This window comes from Rhodospirillales bacterium (genome assembly GCA_023898765.1).
Classification (GTDB): Bacteria; Pseudomonadota; Alphaproteobacteria; order Micavibrionales; family Micavibrionaceae.
Genome location: CP060238.1, coordinates 80,597 through 105,604, shown reverse-complemented (window position 1 = coordinate 105,604; position 25,008 = coordinate 80,597). Strand labels below are relative to the sequence as shown.

Sequence of the window (25,008 nt, the reverse complement as noted above, 5' to 3'; positions counted from 1 at the left end):
AGCTTTAGCGAAGGCGGATCAGACCTATTTATGATTTTTTTACATGAAATTCTTCCATGACAATATCAGTTTTAAGCCAGTATTTGTTTCATGTGATTAGCAAATTACCATCACATAAACATAATGACTTTCTGCGTATTGTTTATTTAATCGAAGCTGTTGATTATCATAAGCGTAATTTAGACTTTGCTCAAAAGCTAGAGCCTTCGGAAGCAGGATGGATGAGAGGGGCGCTCCAACCCCCAGAAGACTGGAAAACAAGCATTGATATTAAAGAACCCAGCCAAATTGCACATTATTGGTCTTACCTAGTTTCTATTATTGAGTTTGAAGCGTTTCTAACAACTATAGTTAGATTATCAGATGTTGCCTTTACACTCTTGAACCAAGAAATGATGAAAGCAGCTATTGAAGCTCAAGTTTTGACCAAACGAGAAGCCAAATATGTGAAAAACATTCGCGATTATTGCGATAAAAAAAACAAACCTAAATACAGTTTTTTACAAAAGAGCACATATAACAAAATTTTGGAACAAGCGTGGAAAGACTGGTTAGAAGATTTAACAAATTTAAGAAATCTGATCGTCCATAAAATTCCTTTTGGCGGCAGGACTTGGTCTGGTGGGCAAATTCCAATTGATGGGGGTTTGTATAGCGTACTCTTTTTGCCCGAATTTTCTGAAATAAAGAATTCGGCGTAATGGAAAAAATGTGATGCTGATTTCGGACGATTTCTGCCGTAAAGTCCTATCTGTTCGCAAGAAGGAAGGTCTTACAATTGCCGAGGTGGCGTCCCGGTTTTGTGTGGGCGTGGCCAGCGTGACACGTTGGCTTAAAAACCCCGAATCCCAAAAAACTCGCAACAAGCCCGCGAGCAAGATCGACATGGCGGCGCTGGCCCGTGATGTTTTGGCTTTTCCCGACGCTTACCAGTACGAACGGGCCCGTCGTCTGGGGGTCAGTGAAACCCTTGAAAGTCATGTCGAGTGTATCGACATGCAGAGTCAACTATCTGCTTTCCTTGATCTTCTTCTGGAACATATTCTCAACCCGTCTGCACCAACGATAGACAATTTGGTCGCAGAACGGTTTTTCTCTGCGATTATCACGAGGCGGGATTTCTGGAGTGATCCCCCAACTTTTCAGAGACACGCGCAGCTTGTCGTACTCGTAGTCCCTGATAACGACGCAATTCTCATTCAGCAGTGGACAAAGCCGTTTTTCCAGCCAGTCATTAAAAATAGCAGCAACGCCCAGAATTTGAGCCACCGCCGTTTTCTTTATGTCTTCCGATACCATATCCAAAGCGTGCGTGCGCATATCACATGAGTAGCTCATACTTTCGTATTAACATGGATTATTATTTGTTCAAAGAACTATGGCAACCCCCATCCATTTTGTAATGGAATGTTTTGGCTTTGTAATGGAGTGTTTTGGCTTTGTAATGGAATGTTTTGGCCTGGCTTTTCATCATCTTGGATCAGCCCTTCTTGAACAAGGAAGGCCTTCAGTATATTATGTCCACCATGATCAGGGTCCAGGTTTGTGCTTTTCCATATTTTTAGGAGTGCTTCATTGCGTGCGAGCATACTTTCATCATACTGATTTTTTTCATTTTCTCCGGAATTTTGGGATATTTCAGGCCTTTTGATAAGGGCTTCGATAATAGTGCGTGCTCCTATTACCCCTCTTTTCTGATCATCATGTATCCAAATTACAGCGTCGGCCAGATAATCGGCCATATTGGTCATACCATGCTCGTCTATCATTTTCATAGCTGTCGATAAGCCGGGCTTTGCAAGATGCTCAAAAGAATGCCCCATATACGCAATGCCGACCATTCTCCCGTAAGTGCGCGCAACCATTTCATGCATTTTTGTATTTGCGAACCCTTCCGGCGAATTGGAATGAGGAATTATAGCTGCTGCCAAAGCATGGAAAGCGTCAGGAAACTCCCTGGGGTCAGAAGAAGAAGGCCCTAATCTGTCAAAGAAATTATCAAGGCTTTTGTTGAGAGAATAAGCCGTTCTGTACCGACTCTCGGTGTCATTATCCTGCAATGTTGAAAAATTATTCAAATCTTCCCGGATATGGAACGCTGTTGTAAACAGAGAAGCGACTTTATGCGTATAGGCGGGCAAGGTTATACTTTGAATTTTATATTCGAGTTTTTCGAGATTATTATTCATCTCGGCAAATGCAGGGGAGTATGCCCAAAACAAAATCGTCAAAAGCGCCACCAATGCGCAATGTTGCGACGAATTCGTCCGCAACGAGCCCACATCCGAAATGCTCGAAGTCGGCTCAATTCCCGGCGGCCCGGATGAATTGCGCGCCATTTTGGATGATACCAACAAGAAAATCGCCTGCCTGAAAACCATGACACCGCGGGCAGCTTTTTAGACATCTCTATAATCCTTTTTTAGACAACACCATTAACCCATTGGCCTAAAAAAGAAATCGTCCGAAATCAGCATCACATTTTTTCCATTACGCCAAGAATTCGGATATAGATACAGAAAATGTGCTTAATATTGAATTTGACAAAAATAAATTGCCAGAAATTTTGTTAGAAAGAAATTCTAAGGCCTATAGTGAAAAAGTTCATAAAAAAGTTCATGAATTAGTTAATAGCCTTTTGCTGGGGGGCTAGTGAAAAGCCTTCCATCTCTTTCCGAATCAGATTTTCGCTTTGACCTTTGTAAAAGCCAAGAGTTCTTTAAACCTCTTTCAAACCCATTCACAGTGATTTAACCTGAAACCATGTTCGATTTCCTGACAGGTCTGGAAGATCAGGTTCTTTATGCGTCGCTCTTTTTTACAGGCGCCAAATCCGTTATTGGCGCCCAATAAGCATTCTTATGAAACAGGGCGAACGGGGTGAGCAGGATGATCTTTAAATCCATGAACAGGGACCAGTTCTCAATATAGTAAAGGTCGTAGGCCACACGTTTTTTCATTTTATCCAGTGTGTCCGTTTCTCCGCGGCAGCCGTGAATTTGTGCCCATCCTGTTATCCCGGGTTTCACGCGATTGCGCGCGGCATAGCTGTCGACAAGATCGTTGTAATAGGCGTTATGGCTGACCGCGTGGGGGCGAGGCCCTACAATCGACATTTCCCCCCGCAGGACGTTAAACAACTGCGGCAATTCGTCCATGCTTGTTTTTCGCAGGATCGCTCCTGTTTTGGTAATGCGCGGGTCCTGTTTCTGGGCTTGTTTGACTTCACCCTCCCCGGAATCCGTGACGGTCATCGTACGAAATTTATAGATATTGAAAACTTCTCCCATAAAACCATTCCGGCTTTGCTTGAACAGGACGCTTTCCGCCTTATTCATTTTTAACAGGAGGGCGCTTATCAGGAGAGCCGGGGAAAAACAAAGGAGTAAAAGAAAGGAAATAACGATATCGGACAGGCGTTTCATGTAAACCTGCCGGTTACCGAGAGGCCGGCGGTAAATGGAGACCAGCGGGGCTTCCCAGAGGCGGTCCGGCGATTCCCTTCCGAATAAAACGGTGGGCAGACAGTAATGGACGTGGCACGGCAGGGCCCGTAAATCCGACAACATCTGGTTCATACCTTCTTCGGACTCCATTTCACATGCGATAATAACGTCATCCACTTTTTCTTTATAAGATAGCTCTATGAGACTGTTTATGTCCCGAATGACGGGCAGACCGAATCTCTCGCTGTCATGACCATCATCATTCGGAAGATAAATCGCGAGAGCTTCTATCTTTGTTTGTTTCGAATCGTTGATAAGGCCCATTAACTTTTTTGTTTTGGCTGTGTCTCCAACCAGGATAGCCTTGCGGACAAAACGTCTTTGCTTCAGTTTTTGGCGGAACCATATGCTGAAGGCGTAGCGTTCCACACATAAAAAGCTGAAACTTAAAAACAGCCAGTAGGCCAGCCAGAGTCTGGAAAAGTCAGCGGATGATTTCAGGAGGAATGTTATAGAAAGGCAAAAGATGACAGGCAGGATGTTTGCCAAAAGCAGCAGGCTGACTTGTTTGAACAGGCCGTGCAAACAGCGAAGTTTATAGAGGCCGGATAAATGCCCCACAATCAGAAAAAAAACGGTGTCGGTAAGGATAAAACCAAGGTAATTTCCCGGAAGGACAAAAGAATTTAGACGCAAAAAATAAGCGATATGTGCCGTGATTAATAAAACCAGCACATCGACAAGACGGATAACATCGAAAATATTTTCTTCAATGCCATCCCTTATCCAGTAATTTTTCATCGTACTCTACACCTGCCGTTTTCAATAGGTTTATATCAACCTATTGTATTTACACATTAATTTTTATGAAGCATATGTTCCATATCTTAAGGCTGTTTTATAAGGAAGATTGAGGGTTTTATCCATAAAAAAATCAGGGATGCGCGTAGCGTTCTACCGGGCGTACGCGTCAAACAGCTTTTGAATGCCCTCTTCCAGCGCGACAGTGTGTTTCCAGCCGAGCGCGCGCAATTTGGAGATATCCGTCAGTTTGCGCATGGTTCCATCCGGTTTTTCAGCGTTAAAAAACAGCGCGCCTTCAAAACCGACGGTTTTTTTAATCATTTCCGCCAGATCCTTGATGCTGATTTCCTCGCCGGTCCCAATATTAATTGGTGTGTGAAAAGGATGGCCGGTTTCTATCAGGAAAATGCAGGCGTCGGCCATATCCTCGGACCACAAAAATTCCCGCAATGGCCTGCCCGTTCCCCAGATTTCCACCTTGTTCTCATCCACTCCGAATCGAGACAGGTATGCTCTGGCTTCCTCAATCGTTTTGAGGTTTAAATTTTGAACGACCGCGTCATATTTCTGTTCGCTCAGGAGTTTCGCCAGATAAATTTTTCGCATAATCGCAGGCAGGACATGGGCTGTTTCCAGGTCAAAATTATCATAAGGCCCGTATAAATTGGTGGGCATGACGGCCATAAAATCTGTGCCGTATTGGCGGTTGTAGCTTTCGCACATTTTTATGCCTGCGATTTTTGCCAGGGCGTAAGGTTCGTTTGTCTTTTCCAAAGGCCCGGTCAGAAGGCACTCTTCCGGCATAGGCTGCGGCGCGTCTTTCGGGTAAATGCAGGAGCTTCCCAAAAACAACAATTTTTGAACGCCGTGTTTATACGATTGATGAATGACATTGTTTTGAATCATCAGGTTTTCATAGATAAAATCTGCCGGATATGTGTCGTTCGCAACAATGCCGCCAACTTTGGCCGCGGCTAAAATAACGCATTCCGGCTTTTCTTCTTTGAAAAAAGATGTGACGGCCTTTGTGTCTGTTAAATCCAGATCACAGTGGGTGCGCGTTACAAGGTTTGTGTATCCTTTGTCCTGAAGGTTTTGAACGATCGCCCGTCCGACAAGCCCCTGATGTCCGGCTACATAAATTTTACTGTTTTGTTTCATTTCTTTTGGACCAAAGTTATAAACTCTAGTAACCGTTCGCAGCCAAAAATTTTTCTTTGTTCATTTGCGCCAAATCGTGTTTCATCATGTCATCGACCAGTGATTTCAGGTCGCAAACAGGCTTCCAGCCCAGTCTCTCGTGCGCTTTTGTGGCGTCTCCGACAAGGACGTCCGCTTCCGTGGGGCGAAAATAGTTGGGGTCTACGGAAAGAACTTCCTGACCGGTTTTGAGTTGGTATTCCGGATTGGCGCTGGAGGCGACAAGCGCTTTTTCGTCAACGCCTTTCCCGATAAAATCGAGTTCCACACCGATATAGGCGAAGGCCATGCGCACAAAATCCCGTACGGAAGTCGTTGTGCCTGTTGCGATGACCCAGTCTTCCGGTTCGTCTGCCTGAAGGATCATCCACATCATTCGCACGTAATCCCTGGCATGTCCCCAATCCCGCCGGGCATCCAGATTCCCCAGATAAAGTTTTTCCTGGCGTCCTAGCGCAATGTTTGAAACGGCCTGCGTAATTTTGCGCGTGACAAACGTTTCTCCCCGAACAGGCGATTCATGATTGAACAAAATGCCGTTGCAGGCAAAAAGCCGGTACGCTTCACGGTAATTTACGGTAATCCAGTAAGCGTACATTTTGGCGGCGGCGTAAGGGCTGAGAGGATAAAATGGTGTCTTTTCAGTTTGCGGAATTTCCTGCGCGGTGCCGTAGAGCTCCGATGTGGATGCCTGATAGATGCGGGTTTTTTCGCTCAGGCCCAGAAAACGGACAGCCTCCAGAATGCGCAACGTTCCTATGCCGTTGACATCGGCGGTGTATTCCGGAAGGTCGAAAGAGACATGAACGTGGCTCATTGCGGCAAGGTTGTAAATTTCGTCCGGTTGAACACTCTGGATAATACGCGTAAGGCTCATGCTGTCTGTCATATCGCCGTAGTGAAGAATGAAATTACGATTGTCCACGTGAGGGTCCTGATAAAGATGGTCAATACGGCCTGTATTTATCAAAGAGCTTCGTCGTTTAATGCCGTGAACCACATATCCCTTGTTTAATAAAAACTCCGACAGGTAAGCGCCGTCCTGACCCGTAACGCCCGTAATCAGTGCGACTTTAGACATTTTTAATTCCCTGACTTCTGGTTTTCACTGGCGTTGTCTGTGTGTTTTTGAAAGGATGTGGGTGTTGAGTGTTATGCAGGTAAAAGGATATGTTTAATGCGGCCGGATCGTCAAGGGATATGGCGCGGCTCTCAAAACGGCTGAAGGAGTGGGTGACAGGTATGGCTGAAGAATTTTTATCGGAAGCGATGGATTACATTGACCATTGGCTGGAATGCCAGAAGCTGCAGGACCGGCAAACGCCCGGCTATTCGGTTGCCATATCGCATAAAGGTGAAATTCTTTACAAACAGGCGTTCGGTTACGCCTATCTTGAAACGCAGGAAAAGATGACGCCGGCGCATCTTTTCAGGGTGGCGTCCCATTCCAAAACCTTTACGGCGATTGCTATTATGCAGCTTATGGCGGCGGGAAAGCTTTCCATCTATGAACCGGCAGCCCGGTATCTTCCTTTTTTAAAAGAGAATCCCGACAAACGTTTGCAGGACGTTACAATTGAGCAGATGCTTTGTCACGGCTCCGGCATTTGCGGGAATGGGGAGGATCCTTCTTTCTGGGGATTGGAAAAGCGTTATCCTACAAAAGGGGAAATGGTTTCCTTTTTTAAAACCGAGCCATTGGTAATTGAAAGCGATGTCCGCTTTAAATACTCGAACTATGCTTACGGGTTGCTCGGCTGGATTGTCGAGGAGGTGTCCGGCTTAAGTTATGCGGATTATATGCGCGAACAGATTCTGAAACCTTTGGGCCTGAAAAGAATTGGCGCGGAATATGATCCTGAAAGCGGGCCTTACGTTACCGGTTATACGCCCTTGCTGCCTGATGGAAAACAGGCGCCCATGGGCGTCTCTTCGAATACGGGAGAACTTGTCGGGGCAACGGGTTTTTATTCTGATGCGGAAAGCCTTTGCCGCTTTTACAGCGCCGTGATTCCGGGGTCCGGCCTGCTTTTGCCGGATGATCTAAAACGCAAGATGCTGAGCCGGAAATGGGACATGCCGGATGAGGACACAAAACGCGGCTATGCGCTGGGATTTCTTTGCGACGAGCAAGACGGGCGGGCGCTGAAGGGGCATTATGGCGGCATGCCGGGCAATATGACCCAGACGCTCTTTGATGGTCAGGACGATGTAGTGGTTTCTGTTTTAACAAACTCACAGGCGGGGAAGCCAGACATCCTTCAAAAAGGGATCTGGCACATTATAGATTTTTTTAAAGCGCATTATGAAGAGCCTTCCCCTTATAAAAAATACGCCGGGCAATTTTACGATATCTGGGAAACGTTTCGTTTTGTCCCGCTGGGGAAGAAAATATACGTTTCCGTTCCAACAGAGGCGGAGCCTTTTAAAAATTGCAGCGAACTGACACACCAGAAGGGCAACATCTTCAAAATCACAAAAGAAACGGGGTATGGCAGTTATGGGGAAGCGGTTGAATTCGTCATGGAGGGGAAGGACGTGAAAAGGGTGAAATATGGAGGATTCCCCAAATATGCGAAGCAGGATTATCTGGACTATATAGAAAAGGTAAAGAAAAAATATAATTAAAATCAATGTGTTGGTAATTTTTTGCCCGGATTTCGGATTTATCTTGCGGGGGAGGCGTTTGGCATAAAAGGAAATCATGTGTAAAATGGGAAGGTATAGGCTGAAAGGGGAGGAATTGAAAATGGTCACAGGTTACTGCGTGAAATGTAAGAAAAAAGATGTCCAGATGAATGCGCCCGCTATCCACCAGACAAAGAAAGGCGGTTTTATGGCGAAGGGGGCTTGCCCTGCGTGCGGCACGACGATTTGCGCGATGATGTCGAAAGACAACGCGGAAAAAGCCATTTCGAACGGTGTTACAAAAGCTTATTAAGCCTTAGGCGGCCAGTTCGGCCAGAGAGAGGAACTGTCTCAGGCGCTGCGTTTTCGGGTTTGAGAGAATCTCCGGGCCGCCTTGTTCGGCGACTTTGCCGGACTCCAGAAAGATGATTTGATCGGCGGCGCTTCGGGTAAAGCCGAGCTGGTGGGTAATCAGCAGGATGCCGATCCCGCGCTGTTTCAGATGCGCCAGTTTTGTCAGGATTTTGGCTGTTTGCTCGACATCCAGCGCCGAGGTGATTTCATCCATCAGGATATATTCGGGGTTTAAAATCAGCGCGCGCGCGAGCGCGGCCCTTTGTCTTTGCCCGACAGAGGCTTCGTTTGGAAAATTATCGATAAAAGATTCCATCTCGAAAAGCGCGATGAGGCCTTTGAGGTCTTCCTGCGCCTTCGCATTTCTTTGACGGGCCGGCAGCATGATGTTTTCCCGCAACGTCAGATGGGGCCATAGAAACAGGGACTGGAACACGGCCGTGATTTGCGGCCAGGGCGGCGCGATATTTTCTTCCTTGAGGGGAAAGTCATATTGCCGGTCATCAAAACGGATGCGGCCCTGATCGGGATAATCCAGAAGCGCCATGGCTCGCAAAAGGGTTGTCTTTCCGCCGCCGGACGGGCCGATCAGGCAGGTGATTTCTCCCGGCGCGATTTTAATATCCACGCCTTTGAGAACGTGGTTGCCGGCAAAGGATTTATAGATATCCTGACCCGAGAGCATTATTCCGGCACCTTGTAGGGTTGGAGAACAGGGTACAGGCTTCCCGGATATTTCTCGTATTTATGAAGGATTTTTTCCATTTGGCCGCTATTGAGGATCTGGACAAGGGCCGAATTCAGCATGGACTGAAGACGGACATCCTCTTGCGGCAGGGCGATGGTGTTCCCAAAGACCCGAAGGGGTCTGGCTTTTGTAATATTTTTCAGTGTCTGCGGATGCGCGTCCATAAACTGGTTGCCCAGGTAGTTTTCTACGAAAGTGAGATCGGCTTTGCCCGTTTTGACATCCATAAGCTGTTCCATCACGCTCGTCATATTGGGTTTGGATAAAATTTTTGCCTTCGGGAAATCCTGTTTTGCAATAATGGCGGCCATTTCGCCATCTCCCGCGGAAATGGTGACGTCTTCGGAATTTATCAGCGCAATGTCACCATCGAAACGATTGTCGTCGGCGCGGACAAATGCGTTCACGGCGGAGTACCAGAGCGGGGTTGTGAATCCGAGATATTTTCCTTCCGCCGGGTTTTGCCAGAATCCGACACAAATGGCGTCTGTGCGCCCGGTTCTGATTGTTTCCACGGTGTTGGCCCAGCCTACTTCTTCCGCCCATTCGATTTCAAGACCTAAAAGATTTCCGGCCTCTTGCATCACGTCATAGATGATTCCCGATAAGGCGCCCGTGTTGGGGTCCTGAATGACGGCAGGCGGATAGACCACATACCCGCATCTGATGGTCTGCGTGCGCATCACGCGTTCATAGGCGGATTCTGTGCCGTCTTCCGCGAAAGCGGGGGCGGCCATCAGGCTCAACCCCAGCGCCAGAAGTAAAATCAGCTGTTTCATTTTTGTTTTCCTCGCGTTTATGTTTATGTTTCGGAAATGTCCCTTGTAAAGCGGGCTTTCAGCCACAGCGCAAAACCATTGACCGGCAGCGATACGGCCAGAAAGAAAATCCCCAGCGCGGTATAAATTTCCACGGGGCGGTAAATCTGGGCGTTGATGCGCTGCGCCACGCGAAAAATTTCTTCCACGGAAATCAGGGAGGCGAAAAGCGTTGTGTGCAGCATGGCCACCTGCAAAAAAAGAAGCGTGGGCAAAATCTGGCGCAAAATAAGGGGAAGCTGGATTTTGAAGATGGTTTGCTTTCTGGTCAGGCCCGTGACTTTTGCGGCCGTCAGATATTGCTTTGGAAAATCGTTCAGCGCGCCGCGCACCGTGTCGGCGACGCCGAAAATATTGACGACTGAGAGGGTGAAAGCCGCCGTTATAAAGGGGTTTATAACAACGTTAAACATGGCCTGCGCCGGATAGTGCAGCCAGAACAAAAACACCAGGATGGGCACGCCGGAGAGCATAAAGGAAAACAGGCGGCTGGGCGTCCCTACGGTCCATGGAAACCTCACGCCGGCAAGCCCCAGCGCGCTGCCGAGCACAAGGCCGCAGCCCCAGATAATCGCGGAGAGCTGCAACGTAACGCCAAGCCCGTTCAAAAAAGCGGGATAGTAGTTAACAAGGATGCTCCATACGGACATGCGTTCGGTCTCTCTGGTCTTTGAGGTAGACTGCCTGAATGTCTTAGCATCTAAAAGAGGCTCAAACTAGAGCGTTTTTTGGCGTCTGACGCATTCCGGGCGAAGATCGGAGCAGGGGAAAAGTCCCGAACAGGCACCGCAGGAAAAGCCTGCAAGCTGTTCCACGTTTTCAATCGTGACGGCAGAGCCTTTGACCCGCATCTTAACTTTTTTCTGTAGAGTTGTAAGCGCCCGGGAGAAAGTTTCCGGCTGCATGCCTAGGCGGGCGGCAATCAGTGTCTTGTCATAAGGCAGACGGAGTGTAACAGGCCCGTCTGCGTTTTCCTTGATAAGCCGGAGGAGAAAGCACCCAATTCGCTGCGAAGCGTTTTGTATTGTCCTGTGTTCTATCTCCAGATCTTTGAGGACGTTTTGCCGGCCTATATAGTCCAGCATTTCCAGTACCAGCATTTTGTCCTGACCGATTTCCTTTTCCAGCGATAAAAGGGGAAAAGCCAGAAGAGTTGCATCTTCGACAATTTCGGCACTGAAAGGGTAGGTGTTTTGTTCAAAAAGGGCCGTTTCTCCAAAAATATAACCTTCTGAAACAACGTTCAGGACGACATCGTTTCCATCCTGCGTTTCACGGAAGAGTTTAACCCATCCGTTTTTTATGTAATAGAACCATTCGGCCTGATCTTCCTGAAGAAAGAGTGTTTTGCCTTTCGGGATATTTACGGTCTTTACCTCATCGGCAAAGCGGCCCAGAATATCCCGCCGAAAATCCGTAACGAAAGGGTGATGGCAGAGAATGTCTTTCATGGTCTCCGTTTCAGTGAATTTTATATCGGCATGTTCCATGGTTTTATCCTAGTCAGTCCATAGTTGCAGCGGCATCTGTTTTTTGCTTCGAAAAACTATTTCCCACAGAATTTTGACATTGGTCAAGGATGGTTTTTTGAGGCACTATAGTATAAGCGCGGAATTTGAGTTTCCCAAACGAAAGATATTCTATGCTGGGGCAGTGTCTAGAGGCGATTACGACCCAAAACGGTCTGGTTTTGAGCCTCTTTATAGCGGGGTTGGTCGGCGGTTTGACGCATTGCAGTGGCATGTGCGGCCCCTTTGTCTTGGCTCAAACGGGCGCTTTGGGGAACGAATCCGGCGGTTTCTGGCGGAAAATGCGTGCAGGGATGTTGTTGCCCTATCATTTAGGCAGGATGACGACCTATATAATGCTCGCAGTTCTGCTGAGCACGGTTTTGAATGCAGCGTTTCTTTACGGTCCGGCGAAAGCGCTTTTATCTTCCTTGCTTTTGATGGCGGCGGGCAGTCTTTTCCTGATGAGCGTTTTTCCTGCGTTGCAGGATATGTTTCCGTGGCTGGTAAAAATTCGTTTGCCTGTCCCGCGCGGCCTGATTGAAAAACTGGCGCGGCCTTTCACCCAAAAAATTTCGATTCTCCACCGGTATATACTTGGGGGGCTGATGGGTTTTTTGCCCTGCGGATTGTTGGTGGCGGCTTTGATGGCGGCGGGGACGGCGGCGGGGCCGTATAACGCGGCGTTGGCGATGGCATCTTTTTCTGTGGGAACAATGTTTCCCCTCTGGATTATTGGGGGTGTTGGGCGTACAATAGCGGCGCGATGGCCCGGTGTTATGGCTCCCCTTGCGAGGGCAATGATGATGGTAAGCGGTCTGGTTTTGTTTGTGATGGCCGGAAGCATGATTTTGTAGTGACGATTTTTGTAAAGGGAAGACGGGATGAATTCTATGGATGCAAGCATGAGAGAAAAGCCAGATTATGATATGGACATCGTGAAGCTTTTCACGTTGGCGACGATTTTTTGGGGTGTGGTCGGGTTTTTGGTGGGGCTGATTATCGCTCTGCAACTGGCTTTTCCGGATCTGAATGTCGAGCCGTGGCTTAATTTTGGGCGCTTACGTCCTGTCCATACCTCCGGTGTGATTTTTGCGTTTGGCGGGAACGCGCTTTTTGCGACCAGCTATTACGTGGTCCAGCGGACTTGCCATGCGCGGCTGTGGGGGGGGTGGCTGCCCGCTTTTACCTTCTGGGGCTACAACTTCTTCATCGTGATTGCGGCGCTGGGCTACGTGCTGGGTGTTACGCAGGGAAAAGAATATGCCGAGCCTGAATGGTATGCCGATTTGTGGCTGACCGTTGTTTGGGTCGCATATCTTTTAGTCTTCATGGGAACTCTGATTAAACGTAAGGAACCGCATATCTATGTGGCCAACTGGTTCTATCTGGCCTTTATTATCACCGTGGCCGTTCTTCATCTGGGCAATAACATCCAGATTCCAATTGGCCTACTGGATGCGAAGAGCTATGAAGTGGCTGGCGGGGTCCAAAGCGCTATGATTCAGTGGTGGTATGGTCACAATGCGGTTGGCTTTTTCCTGACCGCCGGCTTTTTGGGGATGATGTATTACTTCATTCCCAAGAGGGCGGAGCGGCCTGTTTATTCTTACCGTTTGTCCATTCTTCACTTTTGGTCCCTGATCTTCATTTACATCTGGGCTGGGCCGCATCACCTGCATTACACGGCGCTGCCGGACTGGGCGCAGACGTTGGGAATGACCTTTTCGATTATCCTGTGGATGCCGAGTTGGGGCGGGATGATTAACGGTATGATGACCCTGTCTGGCGCGTGGCACAAATTGCGTGAGGATCCTGTCATTCGCTTTATGATTATCGGGGTGGCTTTCTACGGGATGAGTACCTTTGAGGGGCCGCTCATGTCAATTAAGGAGGTCAATGCCTTGTCCCACTATACGGACTGGACAATCGGTCATGTCCATTCCGGCGCGCTCGGCTGGGTTGGTTTTATTACGTTCGGGGCGCTTTATTATCTGGTGCCCAAGCTTTGGGGGCGCAGGGAAATGTATTCCTTGAAGCTGGTCAATTTACATCTGTGGGTCGCCACGATGGGGATTGTCCTTTACATCTGCGCGATGTGGGTTTCGGGAATTATGCAGGGGCTCATGTGGCGCTCTTATGACGATATGGGCTTCCTTGAGTATTCCTTTGTCGAGACCGTTATGGCGATGCATCCCTTTTATGTCATCAGGGCGTTGGGCGGCGTTTTCTATCTCGGCGGGGCTTTGATCATGGTCTACAATGTCTGGAAGACCATCAGGGGAGATGTGAACATGGATGAAGAGGCCGAATATCTGGCCAAGATAGAGCCGCAAGGAGCACGCGCATGAGCTTTCTAAATAAACACGAAAAACTGGAACGTAATTCGGTTGCGATGCTGATCGGCATTATTCTGGTTGTTCTGGTGGGAGGGCTTGTCGAGATTGTCCCTCTCTTCCGGACGGAAACGGTGATTGAGCCTGTAGAGGGTGTGCGCCCTTACACGCCTCTGGAACTGGCGGGGCAGGCCATTTATATTCGTGAGGGCTGTTATCTTTGCCATTCGCAACAAATTCGCTCTCTCAGGGACGAGGTGACCCGTTACGGTCATTATTCCTTGGCAGCAGAAAGCATGTACGACCATCCGTTTCAGTGGGGATCAAAGCGGACGGGGCCGGATTTGGCACGGGTGGGGGGAAAATTTTCCGATGCCTGGCACGTTGCGCACTTGACAGAGCCACGGGATGTCGTGCCTGAATCGATCATGCCATCCTACAGCTTCTTGTCCAAACAGGCGGCGGACATTGAAAAAATCGATAGAAATATGAAAGTTTTGAAAATGGTCGGTGTGCCTTACACGGATGAGATGATTGCCAACGCCTATAAAGATGCGGTGGCACAAGCTTATGGTGAGGACAGTGACAACTATGACGGTTTTGCAGAGCGTTATGGTGAGGATGTGGCTGCGCGTGACTTTGACGGGCAGGAAAATCTGGTTTCGGATATGGATGCGTTGATTGCTTACCTGCAGGTTTTGGGAACAATGGTGGACTTTTCCGCTGCGGAGGCTGTTGAAGAATGATGGACTGGATAGCACATCATGCAGGGATCATAGGCCTTTTATTTTTTGTTGGTTTTTTTACACTGACGGTTCTGTGGGTATTTCGGCCAGGTTCCAGTAAGCATTATGCGAAGACGGCACAAATTCCCTTAAAAGAGGATGATGACGAATGAGTGACGAAAAGAAAAAAGAAATTGATGATGTTTCCGGTGTTGAAACAACGGGGCATGAGTGGGATGGTTTAAAAGAACTCAACAATCCCTCGCCGCGTTGGTGGATATGGGTATGGATTGCCTGCACGGTTTGGGCTGTTGGCTATTGGGTATTTTATCCGACATGGCCGACACTTGCCGGGAACACAAAAGGTATTTTAGGCTGGACCAGTCATAACCAGCTTGTGGCGGCGCAGGACAAGCTTTCCGCGCGTCAGGATGTTTATTTGGAGCGTTTTGAAGGGGCTTCTTTAAAAGAAATTATGGCGGATCCGGAGCTCTATGCTTTTGCGGTTGCAGGGGGAAACGCGGCTTTTAAGGACAACTGTGCGACATGTCATGGAAGCGGCGGCGTTGGAGGAAAAGGCTTTCCAAATCTGAATGACGATGATTGGCTTTGGGGGGGGGCTCTTGAGGATATTCAGCAGACGATCACTTACGGTATTCGCAGCGGGCATGATGAGGCGCGTCAGTCTCAAATGTCGGCTTTCGGGGCGGACGAGTTGCTGGAGAAGGATGAAATTTCGGCCGTTGTTGATTATGTTCTTTCTCTCTCTGGCGGTGAGAAAGCGGAATCTTATGCTCAGGGGAAAGAGATTTTTGCGGATAACTGTGCGGCTTGTCATGGCGAAGATGCAAAAGGCGGACGTGATTTCGGGGCGCCGAATCTAACGGATTCTATCTGGCTCTATGGCGGAGAGCGTGAAGATGTTTATGAAACCGTTTTCTATGCGCGAAGAGGCGTCATGCCGACCTGGGCCGGACGTCTGGATGAAAACACCATCCGTCAATTGACAATTTATGTTCATGAGCTTGGCGGCGGGGAATAAATGCTTTTGGCTGTTTATTCAGCCTCGCTTTGTTTCCATTCATGTTTCTAGAGGGGAAAAGCGGTGTCTTCTGAAGAAAAACCGGTCCAGCTTTTTGCTGCGCGTAAGAAAATATATTCTAAACGTGTTTCCGGGAAATTCCGAACTTTAAAGTGGACGGCTCTCGTTTCCTGTCTGGCCTTTTATTATCTCGCGCCTTTTCTGCGCTGGGATCGTGGCCCGAATGCGCCAGATCAGGCCATTTTGATTGATCTGCCTGCACGCCGTGCTTACTGGTTTTTTATCGAAATCTGGCCGCAAGATATTTATATTTTGACAGGCATTCTTGTCTTTCTCGCCGTTATTCTCTTTGCGGTGACGAGCATGTTTGGCCGTGTCTGGTGCGGTTATTTTTGTTTTCAGACGGTTTGGACCGATCTTTTTATCTGGGTCGAGCGGATTGTGCAGGGGGATCGCTTTGCGCGGCAAAAACTGGATGACTCCCCGCTTTCTTTTGAAAAAATCTGGAAAAAGGGGCTAACTCACTTTATTTGGATCTTAATAGGTCTTTTTACGGCGGGCACGTTTGTTTTGTATTTTAATGATGCGCCGAGTTTATTGACCGGTTTTTTACATCTACAGGCTTCTCCGATGGTTTTAGGGTTTATGATTGCCCTGACCCTCAGTACATACGTGATGGCCGGGTTTGCACGTGAACAGGTTTGTACTTTCATGTGTCCTTATGCGCGTTTTCAATCGGCTATGTTTGACAAGGAGACGTTGATTATCGGCTATGACCCGATCCGTGGCGAGCCGCGCGGCAAGCACAAAAAAGGAGATAGTTGGGAAGGGAAAGGCCACTGTGTCAATTGTACGGCCTGTGTCCAGGTCTGTCCGATGGGGATTGATATTCGCGAAGGGTTGCAGATGGAGTGTATAGCCTGCGGCCTGTGCGTGGATGCGTGCGACGAAATTATGGATAAAGTGGAATTGCCCCGCGGGCTGGTTCGTTACGATACCGAAAGAAATTTTGACCTTTTGGCGAAGGGGCAGCCGGAAGAGAAATTTCATATCTGGCGTCCCCGTACGCTTTATTATGGGGCGGTGTTATCGCTGATCGGGATATCCATGCTCTATGCTCTTCTTACAATTTCTCCGTTGGAGCTGCATGTTTTACATGATCGTAACCCTCTCTTTGTTCAACTTTCGGATGGAAACGTCCGCAATGGTTACGAGATCAAAATCCTGAACAAGACACACGAACATTCCCATTATGCTTTGTCTGTAAGCGGGCTGGAGGGGGCTGTCCTTTCTGTGAAGGGCGCGGGAGAGGTCTCTGCGGAGGATCTGTATGTTCCGGCGGATAGTGTAGGCGCCTATCATGTTTTTGTCAGCGCGCCAAAGCAGGAAGAAGAGCGCAAAAACGTTTCTTTTGCTTTGAAGAGCCGTGATGGTAAGATGGAAGACACATACGAAAGCATATTTATTAGCAAAAGGCCTCGAGGATGAGTGCGTCAACGCCCCGAAAAAGTGATAAATGGATTCCATGGTATTTTGTTTTGGTTTTCCTGGTTGTGGTGTGTGTGAACGGTTTTTTTGTTTACACGGCTGTGACGACCCATACAGGGCTTGTGACAAAGTCTCCCTATGAAAAGGGGTTGTCCTATAACAAAAAAATCGCAGAGGCGCGGCGCCAGGAGAATCTTTCCCTCAAACAGGATGTCAGCTTTGAGGCAGGGCGTCTGCGCTGGCAGCTTCGCGATAAGCAGGGGCGACCTATCCTGAAAGTAAAAGCGAATGCCCGCTTTGTTCGTCCCGTTCAGGAGGGGTATGATTTTTCTCTTCCCCTGCAGGAAAAAGGCAGCGGGCTTTATGAGGCTGTGGTAGACTTTCCGCTGTCAGGAAAATGGACGGCCAGACTGGACGCGCAATGGGACAGCCAGCATTATCAGACTCTTTATCATTTGATGGCGCCGTAAAGAGCGACCAAAACGCAGAGGCCGGTTACGAGTCCCTTGTTCGCCAGACGGCTGAAGGGGACAATGAGCTTGTTCTTTCTGTTGACGGCGTTCATTGCGCCGCCTGCATCCAGAAAATCGAATCCCGTCTGAATCGGGAAACGGATATTATTCAGGCGCGCCTGAATTTTTCAACACGCCGGCTGATTGTGCAATGGAAAGGCCCTGCTGTCCGTGCGAATGATTTTGCACGGGATGTGGCGGCTCTGGGATATGGGGTGCATCCCTACAACCCGCGCAGCGCGCAGGAGGGAACGAAGGAGGAAGAGCGCTTCTTGCTTCTTTGTCTGGGTGTGGCGGGGTTTGCCATGGGCAATATTATGCTTTTGTCGGTCGGGCTTTGGAGCACGACCATAGAGACGATGGGGCTGGCGACACGGGATTTGATGCACTGGGTGACAGGCGTCATTGCGCTGCCGACGGTTGTTTTTTCCGGTCGGCCTTTTTTTCGGTCTGCGTTGAAGGCGCTTTCCGCCGGTCATACCAATATGGATGTGCCGATTTCTCTGGCGATTGTTTTGGCCTGCGGGATGAGCCTGTTTGAAACGCTCCGGCACGGGGAGCATGTCTATTTTGACTCTGCCGTGATGCTGATGTTTTTTTTGCTGATAGGCCGGTATCTTGATTTCAGGGCGCGGCGCTCCGCGCGGTCTACGGCAACGGATCTTTTGACGACCTTGTCCGGTTTTGCGAGCGTGCTGGAGGAGGGCGGCACTCTTCGCCGGGTTTCCATTTCCGACTTGCGGGAGGGGCTGCGTGTGCGTGTAGCGGCCGGAGAGAAATTTCCGGTCGACGGTTTTCTTCTGGAAGGGGAAACGGACGTGGATACGTCTCTTGTTACGGGAGAGACATTGCCGCGGCATGCGGGGAAAGATACGGAAGTTTATGCCGGGACGCTCAATCTTTCTGCACCTGTGGTCATTCGCGTGGCCAAGGCGGCGGAAGATTCCCTGCTCTCGGATATTGTTCGCCTGATGGAAAAAGCGGGGCAGGGGCAGGCGGAATATGTCCGTCTTGCGGACAAGGCGGCGCAGCTTTATACGCCGGTTGTCCACACTTTGTCTGCGGCGACATTTCTGGGCTGGTGGCTTGGTCTGGGGGCGGATTGGCAGGACGCCCTGATGGTGGCGATTACGGTTTTGATTATCACATGTCCCTGCGCTCTCGGGCTGGCGGTGCCAGTGGTGCAGGTGCTGGCGACGGGGCGGCTTATGAAAGAAGGCGTTCTGGTCAAGGCCGGCGATGCGTTGGAGCGTCTGGCGAAGATAGATACGGTTCTTCTGGATAAAACCGGCACGCTGACATTGGGGCGTCCGGCCTTGCAAAATAAAGAAGAGGTGCCGCCGCAGGCTTTGCGGCTTGCTGCAGCGTTGGCGGTGCAGAGCAGCCACCCGCTTTCCCTGGCCGTGGCATCTGCCTATGAGGGGGATGTGCCAGATATTAAAGAGGTCCGCGAATATCCGGGAAAAGGGCTGGAAGGGCGTTTAGGGGACAAGACAATCAGGCTGGGGAGCCGGAAATGGTGCGGGGACAGGGCGGCGCCTTCTTCCGAAGAACTGGAGCTATGGCTGGCTTGCGAAGGGGAGGCGCCTGTGCGCCTGTCCTTTGCGGATGTGCTGCGCGTGGACGCAAAAGAGGTTATTGCCACCTTTAAGGCGCAAGGCGTATCTCCGTTTCTTTTGTCCGGTGACAGGGAGGCCGTCGCCGCGCGTGTGGCGCGGGAGGTCGGGATTGAAAAATACTGGGGTGAAAAGATACCGTCCGAAAAATACGAGATACTGGAGTCCCTTAAGAAAGACGGCCATTCTATCCTGATGGTGGGAGATGGTTTGAATGACGCGCCCGTTCTGGCAAGCGCCAATGTTTCAATGTCGCCTTCCACCGCTATTGATATGGCGCAAAATGCGGCGGATATTATTTTTATGGGCGAGCGTTTATCTCCGTTGGTGCAGTCTCATAAGACAGCGGTCCAGACGCAAAAACTGGTCAAACAGAATTTTGCCCTGGCGGTGCTTTATAATATAATCGCGGTTCCATTGGCGATGGCGGGTCTGGTGACGCCTTTTATTGCGGCGCTGGCCATGTCGGGTTCGTCTTTGATTGTGATTGCCAATTCTTTTCGTTTAAGATGGAGAGGTTAGAATGAGCGTCCTTCTTTACCTTGTTCCCGTTGCCCTGTTTCTGGGGTTGCTGGGGCTGGCGGGCTTTATCTGGTCGCTGAAAAGCGGGCAATACGAGGATATGGACGGCGCGGCCCGCCGCATTTTGCTGGATGACGATATAAAGGATGAACCTTCCGGAGAATAAAAAGGTTTATGTTTTTTTAAGCTATAGCGTTTCGTAGGATATTTTTGGTGAAAAATCCAGGAGTTTCCAGCAACCCTTAACGTCAAAGATGCTGGCACTGTCATCAATCAGCAGTCTTTCCAAAGACGCGGCTGTCATCTCTTTGTATGTTTTGTGTTCGACCATAAGGGCCACGCAATCATATTTTTTGTTGGCAGGAAGTGTTTGCTTAATGGATAGCCCGTATTCTTTTTTAACTTTATCAATTTGCGCAAAAGGATCGTGCACATCGACATTATGCCCTTTTTTTTCCAGTGTCTTAACGACATCAATCACTTTTGTATTTCTGATATCGTTGATGTTTTCCTTGAAGGTAAAGCCGAGGATCAGGATGTTTGCCGGTTTTTTCTTCGCTCCGATACAGGCGTCAACCCTGTCTGCGATAAAGGCGCCCATGCGGTCATTTGTCTGGCGTCCGGCAAGGATGACTTCCGGTTCGTGGCCTATCTCCCGCGCACAATGCGCCAGATAATAGGGGTCGACACTAATGCAGTGCCCTCCTACCAGACCGGGGGTGAAGTTTAAAAAGTTCCACTTTGTACCGGCGGCTTCCAGAACATCGCAGGCCGATATACCCATTTTATTCAGGATCATTGTCACTTCATTGATAAAGGCAACATTGATATCCCGTTGTGCATTTTCAATGGCTTTGGAGGCTTCGGCTGTTTTTATATCTTTTGCCTTAAAAACGTTGTTTTTTGTAACGCGGGCGTAAATTTCAGCCAGAATTTCGGTGACTTCAGGCGTTTGTCCTGAAACGACTTTGGTTATATTCTCGATTGTATGTTGTGTGTCGCCCGGATTAATGCGTTCGGGGGAGTATCCCAGATAAAAATCCTGTCCGCAGGTCAGTCCGGACTTTTCTGCCAGTAGTGCACCGCAAATATTTTCGGTTACGCCCGGATAGACCGTACTTTCATATACAACGATATCGCCTTTTTTAAGATGTTTTGCAACGCTTTGAGTTGCGCTTTTGACGGCGTTTAAATCCGGTTCATTGTGACTATTAATGGGGGTGGGAACGGTAATGATATAGATTTGGCATTCTGAAATGTCGTTGCAGTCGGATGTAAAATGACATGTACAGGACTTCAGATCGGCCTGTTTTGTTTCCCGATTATTGTCCCTGCCTTTCTTTAATTCGTTAATTCGCTCTTCATTGAGGTCAAAGCCAATGGTTTTAAAATGCTGGGAAAGCATCACGGCCAGAGGCAGGCCCACATAGCCCAGACCGATGACAGCGAGTGATGTTTCTTTAAGGTTTTTTATCATGATTGTCCTGTTTTGGCTCCGGCCGGAAATTGTCCGGATTTCCCGGCGATACTAGATTTTTAAAGGGGGCAGGGCAATCCCGGATTTTAAATAATGGCGTTATTTCGGGTTTTTTTTATGGTCTTTATGTAGAAAAAGACGGCCGGACGCTTGATGGATATTGTGAAACCCGGTAGAGTCGTCTATCATTTCTACGGCTCTGTTCCTGACTGCCGTTCTGGTCGTTTTTTGTGTTCAAAACTATTCAAGGTTTTTAAGTTTTACCATGTCGAAACCCCAACAAGTTAGACCGACTAAGGCTTATGACCTTAAGGCATTTACTATTCTTCTTGTTGAAGATTATGAGTTTATGCAGCATCTGATTACCGGCATGTTGCGTGCTTTTGGGGTTGGAAATATCATTGTTTGTGAAAGCGGCAGCGAGGCCAGAGGGCTTTTATCCGTTATGGCGGCGGCCAAAACGGCAGATATGAAAATGGCCGATATCGTCTTGACGGACTGGATGATGCCGGAGGGGGATGGCGAAAGTCTGTTGAACTGGATCAGGAATCATAAAGAAGATAAGATAAGGTTCATGCCTGTGACCATGGTGAGCGCTTTTACAAGCGAAGATGTCGTCAAAATGGCGCGGGATTTCGGGGCAAATGAAGCGCTTGTCAAACCCGTTTCCGGTGAAAAACTTGCGCAGCGAATTTTGTCGGTGATCGACCATCCGCGTCCTTTTATCAAAGCCCCCCATTTCTTTGGCCCTGATCGAAGACGTAAAGAATTAACGTGGAAAAAGGAAGAAAGACGTAAAACGCAAGCGGAAGAAATAAAGGTGCACAATGAGCAAATCTGAAGAAAAAAAAGAACATGATGTTGAAGTTTTCAAAAGGGTGAACCGTTTGAAGCTCAAGACTGGGGCCGGTTTGAATGACGGGCCGGGGAAAATCGACCAGCATCGTGTAAACAGCGCCAATTCGGTCGTGCAGACGATGGCTTCCTTATATCCGCAGGAAATTAAAAACGTCATGAGCGTTTTGTATAAGGAATGGAAGGAGATAAAGGCTCTTCCCGAAGGCGAAGACCGCAGTGTCCATGTAAAGAAAATGTCTAATACAGCCAACCAAATCAAGGATCTGGCGGGAACTTTCGGTTATGTGTTGATGGAGTATTTCGGGGAATCCCTGCGGGACTATATTCTTGCAACGGATTTGAGCAAGAAAGAGCATTTCACGATTGTTCAGGCGCATGTGGATGTGATGGCGGTGGCTTTTCGTGAAAATCTGAAGGGAGATGACGATGAAGCGGCGGTAGAGCTTAAAAAAGTCGTTCAGGAAGCCATTGAAAAATACAGTTAGGACAACAGCGTTTCCGGAATTCTTTCGGCAGGTTATAATTTCATTAACGATTCTTTGAGACGATCTAAAAGCCATGATAAAGCAATCTACAAATCACCTTTTTATGCTGGAACCTGCGGAGTTTCACGCCAATCCGGAAACGAAGGAAACCAATGCCTACCAGCATGAGGACCCCAGTGACGCGTCTCCTTTGCAGGGGAAGGCGCAGGCCGAGTTCCGGGCGTTCCGGGATACTTTGATCTCCCATGGTGTGTGCGTTACGACCGGGAAGGGGGCTAAAGGGCATCCGGACGATATTTTCTGCAACAATTGGGTCTCGACGCATGCGGGGCAGCGGCGGATGGTCTTGTATCCCATGCTGGCCAAGAACAGGCAGGGGGAACGGCGTCAGGATCTGATCGATGTTTTACGTAAGTCTTATAGTGACGTCATGGATTTTTCCGTGCACGAACAGCATGGAAAGTTTCTGGAAAGTACAGGGTCCCTTTGCCTTGACCGTGTCAACGGCATCGCTTATCTGGGGCGTTCTGCACGCGGCGATGAGCGGCTGGCTTCTATGTGGTGCGAGACAATGGGGTACAAGCTTTTTGCTTTTGATACGGAGGATGAAGGGAAACCCGTTTATCATACGGATGTTGTGATGTGGATCGGGACGGGGATGGCGGGAATTTGTGCCGATGCCCTGAAAGACAAGTCCGTGATTGAGAAATTAAAAGAAACCCATGAAGTTATCGAATTTACCAATGAGCAGATGGCGGCTTTTTGCGGCAATGCGCTGGAGGTTATTGGCGAAGGCGGGCGCAGAATGCTGGTCATGTCGGCAGCAGGGTTCAGGTCCTTAAGCCCCGCACAAAGAAAGCACATCGGGAAGTATTACCGCACGGTTATCCAGCCCAATATTCCCACGATCGAATATTATGGCGGGGGATCCGCCCGCTGCATGCTTTTGGAACTGTTTTAGGTTTCTTTTGTTATTGTGCGCTCCATCCGCCATCGACCGGGAGGGCGGCGCCGGTGATGTTGGCGGCCCCATCCGAGCATAAAAACACAGCCAGAGCGCCGATCTGTTCAAGCGTCGTAAATTTTTTAGTGGGCTGGGCGGCGAGCAGGACATTTGTGACGACCTCTTCCTCTGTAAGGCCGCGTGCTTTGGCGGTATCGGCGATTTGCCCTTCAACCAGCGGTGTTTTGACGTAACCCGGGCAGATGGCGTTGCAGGTAATGTTGTGTACGGCCATTTCAAGGGCGACCGTCTTGGTCAGACCGGCGATGCCGTGCTTGGCGGCGACATAAGCGGATTTATAGGGAGACGCGACAAGCGCATGGGCGCTGGCAAGATTGATAATCCTGCCCCAGCCTGCCTCTTTCATGTATGGAACGGCGTGTTTTGTCATGTGAAAAGCGGCAGACAGGTTGATCGCGATAATGGCGTCCCATTTTTCGGCGGGGAAGTCCTCGATGGGGGAGACATGCTGAATACCTGCATTGTTAACGACGATATCCACGCTGCCGAGCTTGTCTTTTGTTTCCTTGACGAGCGCTTCAATCTCCTCCGGACTGGTCATATTCGCACCGTTATAAAGAATTTTTCTTCCGGTTTCTTTTTCCAGCGCCGCGCGGTCTTCCTCTATCTTGCCTGCGTCTCCGAAGCCGTTCAGCATGATGTGGCAGCCTTCCCGGGCCAGGGCGCGGGCAATTCCCTGTCCGATACCGCTGGTTGAGCCTGTGATAATGGCTGTTTTTCCTTCGAGCATGTCACGCCTTCCCTTCCCGTTTCGCCCTTTCATATTTACCCCTCATCCATAACGAAGTCGAGGGGTCTTGTGGAGCTATGCTTGTAAATCAAGATGTTTTCCGCGCAAGGACTCGAAAGGTCCGGGCCGGTGGTTTGGCAGGACCCCGCCGGACAGGGTAAAAGGATCGCTGGGACGTATGCCGGTTTCTATTTTGGTGCTTTGTTCTCCGGCTTCATCGGTAAAGCGCAGGATGCGCTGGAAAAGTCCGTTATGTGTGCGTTCTAGATTGTCTTCCAGAAAGGTGGTGTTTCCGGAAGGGTTTTGCTGGATAACGTTCCGCTGCGTTCCGCGCGGGGTGGTGACCAGTTCTTCGATACGGGTAAAGCGCCGTCCGTCGGCGCGCTCAAATATCTGCGTCCGCCGTATTCCTTTTTCCAGTTCTTCCAATGTTTCGGAGACAAGCTGTGTTCCGCCATTTTCCGGCGGTGAGCTCTGTTGCCGGACTGTCAGGGCTTTTGATAGCTTGATCCGTTCCTCTTCCGGGCCGGGGGCGGGCGGAGGCGGAGGGTGAGCGTATCCCGGTAAGAAAGCGCGCGGGCTATAGTCTCCACGTATTTCCATAGATCAAAGTTGTCTCTTGACGTTAAAACAAGGGCACAAAAAAATACGTAAAAGACACAGTGGGGGAATACCTTTCCATTCTTA

At 49.1% G+C, this 25,008-nt stretch carries 26 protein-coding genes and 1 pseudogene; 16 read left to right on the top strand and 11 right to left on the bottom strand.

Translation table 11 applies throughout. The features are described from left to right. The first annotated feature begins 56 nt into the window (after positions 1–56). Both H6853_00525 and H6853_00520 read left to right on the top strand, forming a co-directional pair. Positions 57–701: a hypothetical protein gene (locus H6853_00525; protein USO03809.1), complete on the top strand. Its 645-nt coding sequence runs from the start codon at positions 57–59 to the stop codon at positions 699–701. A gap of 13 nt (positions 702–714) precedes the next feature. Further along, positions 715–966: pseudogene (locus H6853_00520) on the top strand (transposase). Positions 967–1,376: 410 nt separating this feature from the next. Here H6853_00520 and H6853_00515 read toward each other — a convergent pair. The 4 genes from H6853_00515 to gmd all read right to left on the bottom strand — a co-directional run bounded on the left by H6853_00515 (position 1,377) and on the right by gmd (position 6,531). Then, positions 1,377–2,381, bottom strand: a complete 1,005-nt coding sequence (locus H6853_00515) for a hypothetical protein (GenBank protein USO03808.1) — start codon at positions 2,379–2,381, stop codon at positions 1,377–1,379. Between the two features lie 420 nt (positions 2,382–2,801). Next, positions 2,802–4,247: an undecaprenyl-phosphate glucose phosphotransferase gene (locus H6853_00510; protein ID USO03807.1), complete on the bottom strand. Its 1,446-nt coding sequence runs from the start codon at positions 4,245–4,247 to the stop codon at positions 2,802–2,804. Between the two features lie 153 nt (positions 4,248–4,400). After that, positions 4,401–5,411 carry a GDP-L-fucose synthase gene (locus H6853_00505; GenBank protein USO03806.1) on the bottom strand — a complete coding sequence of 337 codons (1,011 nt, stop codon included), beginning with the start codon at positions 5,409–5,411 and terminating at the stop codon, positions 4,401–4,403. A gap of 25 nt (positions 5,412–5,436) precedes the next feature. Next, complete coding sequence (gene gmd / locus H6853_00500; GenBank protein ID USO03805.1) at positions 5,437–6,531, bottom strand: GDP-mannose 4,6-dehydratase; 1,095 nt, start codon at positions 6,529–6,531, stop codon at positions 5,437–5,439. A gap of 89 nt (positions 6,532–6,620) precedes the next feature. On the opposite strand from gmd, the gene H6853_00495 reads away from it, so the two are divergent. Together H6853_00495 and H6853_00490 are read left to right on the top strand one after the other, a co-directional pair. Further along, positions 6,621–8,078, top strand: a complete 1,458-nt coding sequence (locus tag H6853_00495) for a beta-lactamase family protein (GenBank protein ID USO03804.1) — start codon at positions 6,621–6,623, stop codon at positions 8,076–8,078. Between the two features lie 121 nt (positions 8,079–8,199). Continuing rightward, positions 8,200–8,391 carry a hypothetical protein gene (locus H6853_00490; protein USO04551.1) on the top strand — a complete coding sequence of 64 codons (192 nt, stop codon included), beginning with the start codon at positions 8,200–8,202 and terminating at the stop codon, positions 8,389–8,391. A 3-nt stretch (positions 8,392–8,394) separates the two neighbouring features. Here the strand turns inward: H6853_00490 and H6853_00485 are convergent, their stop codons facing one another. From H6853_00485 to H6853_00470, 4 genes are all read right to left on the bottom strand, one after another. Then, positions 8,395–9,117 carry an amino acid ABC transporter ATP-binding protein gene (locus H6853_00485; GenBank protein ID USO03803.1) on the bottom strand — a complete coding sequence of 241 codons (723 nt, stop codon included), beginning with the start codon at positions 9,115–9,117 and terminating at the stop codon, positions 8,395–8,397. Continuing rightward, positions 9,117–9,959: a transporter substrate-binding domain-containing protein gene (locus H6853_00480; GenBank protein ID USO03802.1), complete on the bottom strand. Its 843-nt coding sequence runs from the start codon at positions 9,957–9,959 to the stop codon at positions 9,117–9,119. Before H6853_00480 ends, H6853_00485 begins: the two co-directional genes overlap by 1 nt. A 23-nt stretch (positions 9,960–9,982) precedes the next feature. Continuing rightward, a complete protein-coding gene (locus H6853_00475) occupies positions 9,983–10,648 on the bottom strand; it encodes an ABC transporter permease subunit (protein USO03801.1) in 666 nt (221 codons plus the stop codon). Between the two features lie 66 nt (positions 10,649–10,714). Then, positions 10,715–11,449: a Crp/Fnr family transcriptional regulator gene (locus tag H6853_00470; protein ID USO03800.1), complete on the bottom strand. Its 735-nt coding sequence runs from the start codon at positions 11,447–11,449 to the stop codon at positions 10,715–10,717. 191 nt (positions 11,450–11,640) lie between these two features. On the opposite strand from H6853_00470, the gene H6853_00465 reads away from it, so the two are divergent. From H6853_00465 to ccoS, 9 genes are all read left to right on the top strand, one after another. Then, a complete protein-coding gene (locus H6853_00465; protein USO03799.1) occupies positions 11,641–12,363 on the top strand; it encodes a sulfite exporter TauE/SafE family protein in 723 nt (240 codons plus the stop codon). A 27-nt stretch (positions 12,364–12,390) separates the two neighbouring features. Beyond that, positions 12,391–13,857 (top strand): cytochrome-c oxidase, cbb3-type subunit I, encoded by a 1,467-nt coding sequence (gene ccoN / locus H6853_00460; GenBank protein USO03798.1) that lies wholly within the window; start codon positions 12,391–12,393, stop codon positions 13,855–13,857. Next, positions 13,854–14,588 carry a cytochrome-c oxidase, cbb3-type subunit II gene (gene ccoO, locus H6853_00455; protein USO03797.1) on the top strand — a complete coding sequence of 245 codons (735 nt, stop codon included), beginning with the start codon at positions 13,854–13,856 and terminating at the stop codon, positions 14,586–14,588. The genes ccoN and ccoO overlap by 4 nt, the downstream gene beginning before the upstream one ends. Next, positions 14,585–14,740, top strand: a complete 156-nt coding sequence (locus H6853_00450; protein ID USO03796.1) for a cbb3-type cytochrome c oxidase subunit 3 — start codon at positions 14,585–14,587, stop codon at positions 14,738–14,740. The genes ccoO and H6853_00450 overlap by 4 nt, the downstream gene beginning before the upstream one ends. Beyond that, on the top strand, positions 14,737–15,609 hold the full coding sequence (gene ccoP / locus H6853_00445; protein USO03795.1) for a cytochrome-c oxidase, cbb3-type subunit III: 873 nt from the start codon (positions 14,737–14,739) through the stop codon (positions 15,607–15,609). The genes H6853_00450 and ccoP overlap by 4 nt, the downstream gene beginning before the upstream one ends. Positions 15,610–15,672: 63 nt before the next feature. Next, positions 15,673–17,097 carry a cytochrome c oxidase accessory protein CcoG gene (gene ccoG, locus H6853_00440; protein USO03794.1) on the top strand — a complete coding sequence of 475 codons (1,425 nt, stop codon included), beginning with the start codon at positions 15,673–15,675 and terminating at the stop codon, positions 17,095–17,097. Further along, complete coding sequence (locus tag H6853_00435; protein ID USO03793.1) at positions 17,094–17,567, top strand: FixH family protein; 474 nt, start codon at positions 17,094–17,096, stop codon at positions 17,565–17,567. Before ccoG ends, H6853_00435 begins: the two co-directional genes overlap by 4 nt. Continuing rightward, complete coding sequence (cadA, locus tag H6853_00430; protein USO03792.1) at positions 17,519–19,747, top strand: cadmium-translocating P-type ATPase; 2,229 nt, start codon at positions 17,519–17,521, stop codon at positions 19,745–19,747. The genes H6853_00435 and cadA overlap by 49 nt, the downstream gene beginning before the upstream one ends. A gap of 1 nt (position 19,748) precedes the next feature. Continuing rightward, on the top strand, positions 19,749–19,913 hold the full coding sequence (gene ccoS / locus H6853_00425) for a cbb3-type cytochrome oxidase assembly protein CcoS (GenBank protein ID USO03791.1): 165 nt from the start codon (positions 19,749–19,751) through the stop codon (positions 19,911–19,913). Between the two features lie 21 nt (positions 19,914–19,934). Here the strand turns inward: ccoS and H6853_00420 are convergent, their stop codons facing one another. Continuing rightward, complete coding sequence (locus H6853_00420) at positions 19,935–21,224, bottom strand: nucleotide sugar dehydrogenase (protein USO03790.1); 1,290 nt, start codon at positions 21,222–21,224, stop codon at positions 19,935–19,937. A 349-nt stretch (positions 21,225–21,573) separates the two neighbouring features. Here H6853_00420 and H6853_00415 point away from each other — a divergent pair, with 349 nt between their 5' ends. The 3 genes from H6853_00415 (at position 21,574) to H6853_00405 (ending at position 23,528) form a co-directional block, all read left to right on the top strand. After that, complete coding sequence (locus tag H6853_00415; protein USO03789.1) at positions 21,574–22,065, top strand: response regulator; 492 nt, start codon at positions 21,574–21,576, stop codon at positions 22,063–22,065. Beyond that, positions 22,052–22,567, top strand: coding sequence for a hypothetical protein (locus tag H6853_00410; GenBank protein USO03788.1), 516 nt, complete (start codon positions 22,052–22,054; stop codon positions 22,565–22,567). Before H6853_00415 ends, H6853_00410 begins: the two co-directional genes overlap by 14 nt. Positions 22,568–22,640: 73 nt before the next feature. Further along, complete coding sequence (locus tag H6853_00405; protein USO03787.1) at positions 22,641–23,528, top strand: hypothetical protein; 888 nt, start codon at positions 22,641–22,643, stop codon at positions 23,526–23,528. A 10-nt stretch (positions 23,529–23,538) separates the two neighbouring features. Here the strand turns inward: H6853_00405 and H6853_00400 are convergent, their stop codons facing one another. Both H6853_00400 and H6853_00395 read right to left on the bottom strand, forming a co-directional pair. Next, complete coding sequence (locus H6853_00400) at positions 23,539–24,321, bottom strand: 3-hydroxybutyrate dehydrogenase (GenBank protein USO03786.1); 783 nt, start codon at positions 24,319–24,321, stop codon at positions 23,539–23,541. Positions 24,322–24,396: 75 nt separating this feature from the next. Beyond that, positions 24,397–24,924, bottom strand: coding sequence for a hypothetical protein (locus H6853_00395; protein USO03785.1), 528 nt, complete (start codon positions 24,922–24,924; stop codon positions 24,397–24,399). Positions 24,925–25,008 lie beyond the last annotated feature (84 nt).

Excerpts from the sequence above, each read along its gene's own strand:
- H6853_00505 (USO03806.1), bottom strand. The coding sequence starts at position 5,411 with ATGAAACAAAACAGTAAAATTTATGTAGCCGGACATCAGGGGCTTGTC.
- H6853_00510 (USO03807.1), bottom strand. The coding sequence starts at position 4,247 with ATGAAAAATTACTGGATAAGGGATGGCATTGAAGAAAATATTTTCGAT.
- H6853_00525 (USO03809.1), top strand. The coding sequence starts at position 57 with ATGACAATATCAGTTTTAAGCCAGTATTTGTTTCATGTGATTAGCAAA.
- H6853_00400 (USO03786.1), bottom strand. The coding sequence starts at position 24,321 with ATGCTCGAAGGAAAAACAGCCATTATCACAGGCTCAACCAGCGGTATC.
- H6853_00395 (USO03785.1), bottom strand. The coding sequence starts at position 24,924 with ATGGAAATACGTGGAGACTATAGCCCGCGCGCTTTCTTACCGGGATAC.
- ccoS (USO03791.1), top strand. The coding sequence starts at position 19,749 with ATGAGCGTCCTTCTTTACCTTGTTCCCGTTGCCCTGTTTCTGGGGTTG.
- H6853_00480 (USO03802.1), bottom strand. The coding sequence starts at position 9,959 with ATGAAACAGCTGATTTTACTTCTGGCGCTGGGGTTGAGCCTGATGGCC.
- H6853_00405 (USO03787.1), top strand. The coding sequence starts at position 22,641 with ATGATAAAGCAATCTACAAATCACCTTTTTATGCTGGAACCTGCGGAG.
- H6853_00495 (USO03804.1), top strand. The coding sequence starts at position 6,621 with ATGTTTAATGCGGCCGGATCGTCAAGGGATATGGCGCGGCTCTCAAAA.
- H6853_00450 (USO03796.1), top strand. The coding sequence starts at position 14,585 with ATGATGGACTGGATAGCACATCATGCAGGGATCATAGGCCTTTTATTT.
- cadA (USO03792.1), top strand. The coding sequence starts at position 17,519 with ATGGGACAGCCAGCATTATCAGACTCTTTATCATTTGATGGCGCCGTA.
- H6853_00435 (USO03793.1), top strand. The coding sequence starts at position 17,094 with ATGAGTGCGTCAACGCCCCGAAAAAGTGATAAATGGATTCCATGGTAT.
- H6853_00415 (USO03789.1), top strand. The coding sequence starts at position 21,574 with ATGCAGCATCTGATTACCGGCATGTTGCGTGCTTTTGGGGTTGGAAAT.
- H6853_00465 (USO03799.1), top strand. The coding sequence starts at position 11,641 with ATGCTGGGGCAGTGTCTAGAGGCGATTACGACCCAAAACGGTCTGGTT.
- gmd (USO03805.1), bottom strand. The coding sequence starts at position 6,531 with ATGTCTAAAGTCGCACTGATTACGGGCGTTACGGGTCAGGACGGCGCT.
- H6853_00515 (USO03808.1), bottom strand. The coding sequence starts at position 2,381 with ATGGTTTTCAGGCAGGCGATTTTCTTGTTGGTATCATCCAAAATGGCG.
- H6853_00410 (USO03788.1), top strand. The coding sequence starts at position 22,052 with ATGAGCAAATCTGAAGAAAAAAAAGAACATGATGTTGAAGTTTTCAAA.
- H6853_00490 (USO04551.1), top strand. The coding sequence starts at position 8,200 with ATGGTCACAGGTTACTGCGTGAAATGTAAGAAAAAAGATGTCCAGATG.
- H6853_00470 (USO03800.1), bottom strand. The coding sequence starts at position 11,449 with ATGAAAGACATTCTCTGCCATCACCCTTTCGTTACGGATTTTCGGCGG.
- ccoP (USO03795.1), top strand. The coding sequence starts at position 14,737 with ATGAGTGACGAAAAGAAAAAAGAAATTGATGATGTTTCCGGTGTTGAA.
- H6853_00420 (USO03790.1), bottom strand. The coding sequence starts at position 21,224 with ATGATAAAAAACCTTAAAGAAACATCACTCGCTGTCATCGGTCTGGGC.
- H6853_00475 (USO03801.1), bottom strand. The coding sequence starts at position 10,648 with ATGTCCGTATGGAGCATCCTTGTTAACTACTATCCCGCTTTTTTGAAC.
- ccoO (USO03797.1), top strand. The coding sequence starts at position 13,854 with ATGAGCTTTCTAAATAAACACGAAAAACTGGAACGTAATTCGGTTGCG.
- H6853_00485 (USO03803.1), bottom strand. The coding sequence starts at position 9,117 with ATGCTCTCGGGTCAGGATATCTATAAATCCTTTGCCGGCAACCACGTT.
- ccoN (USO03798.1), top strand. The coding sequence starts at position 12,391 with ATGAATTCTATGGATGCAAGCATGAGAGAAAAGCCAGATTATGATATG.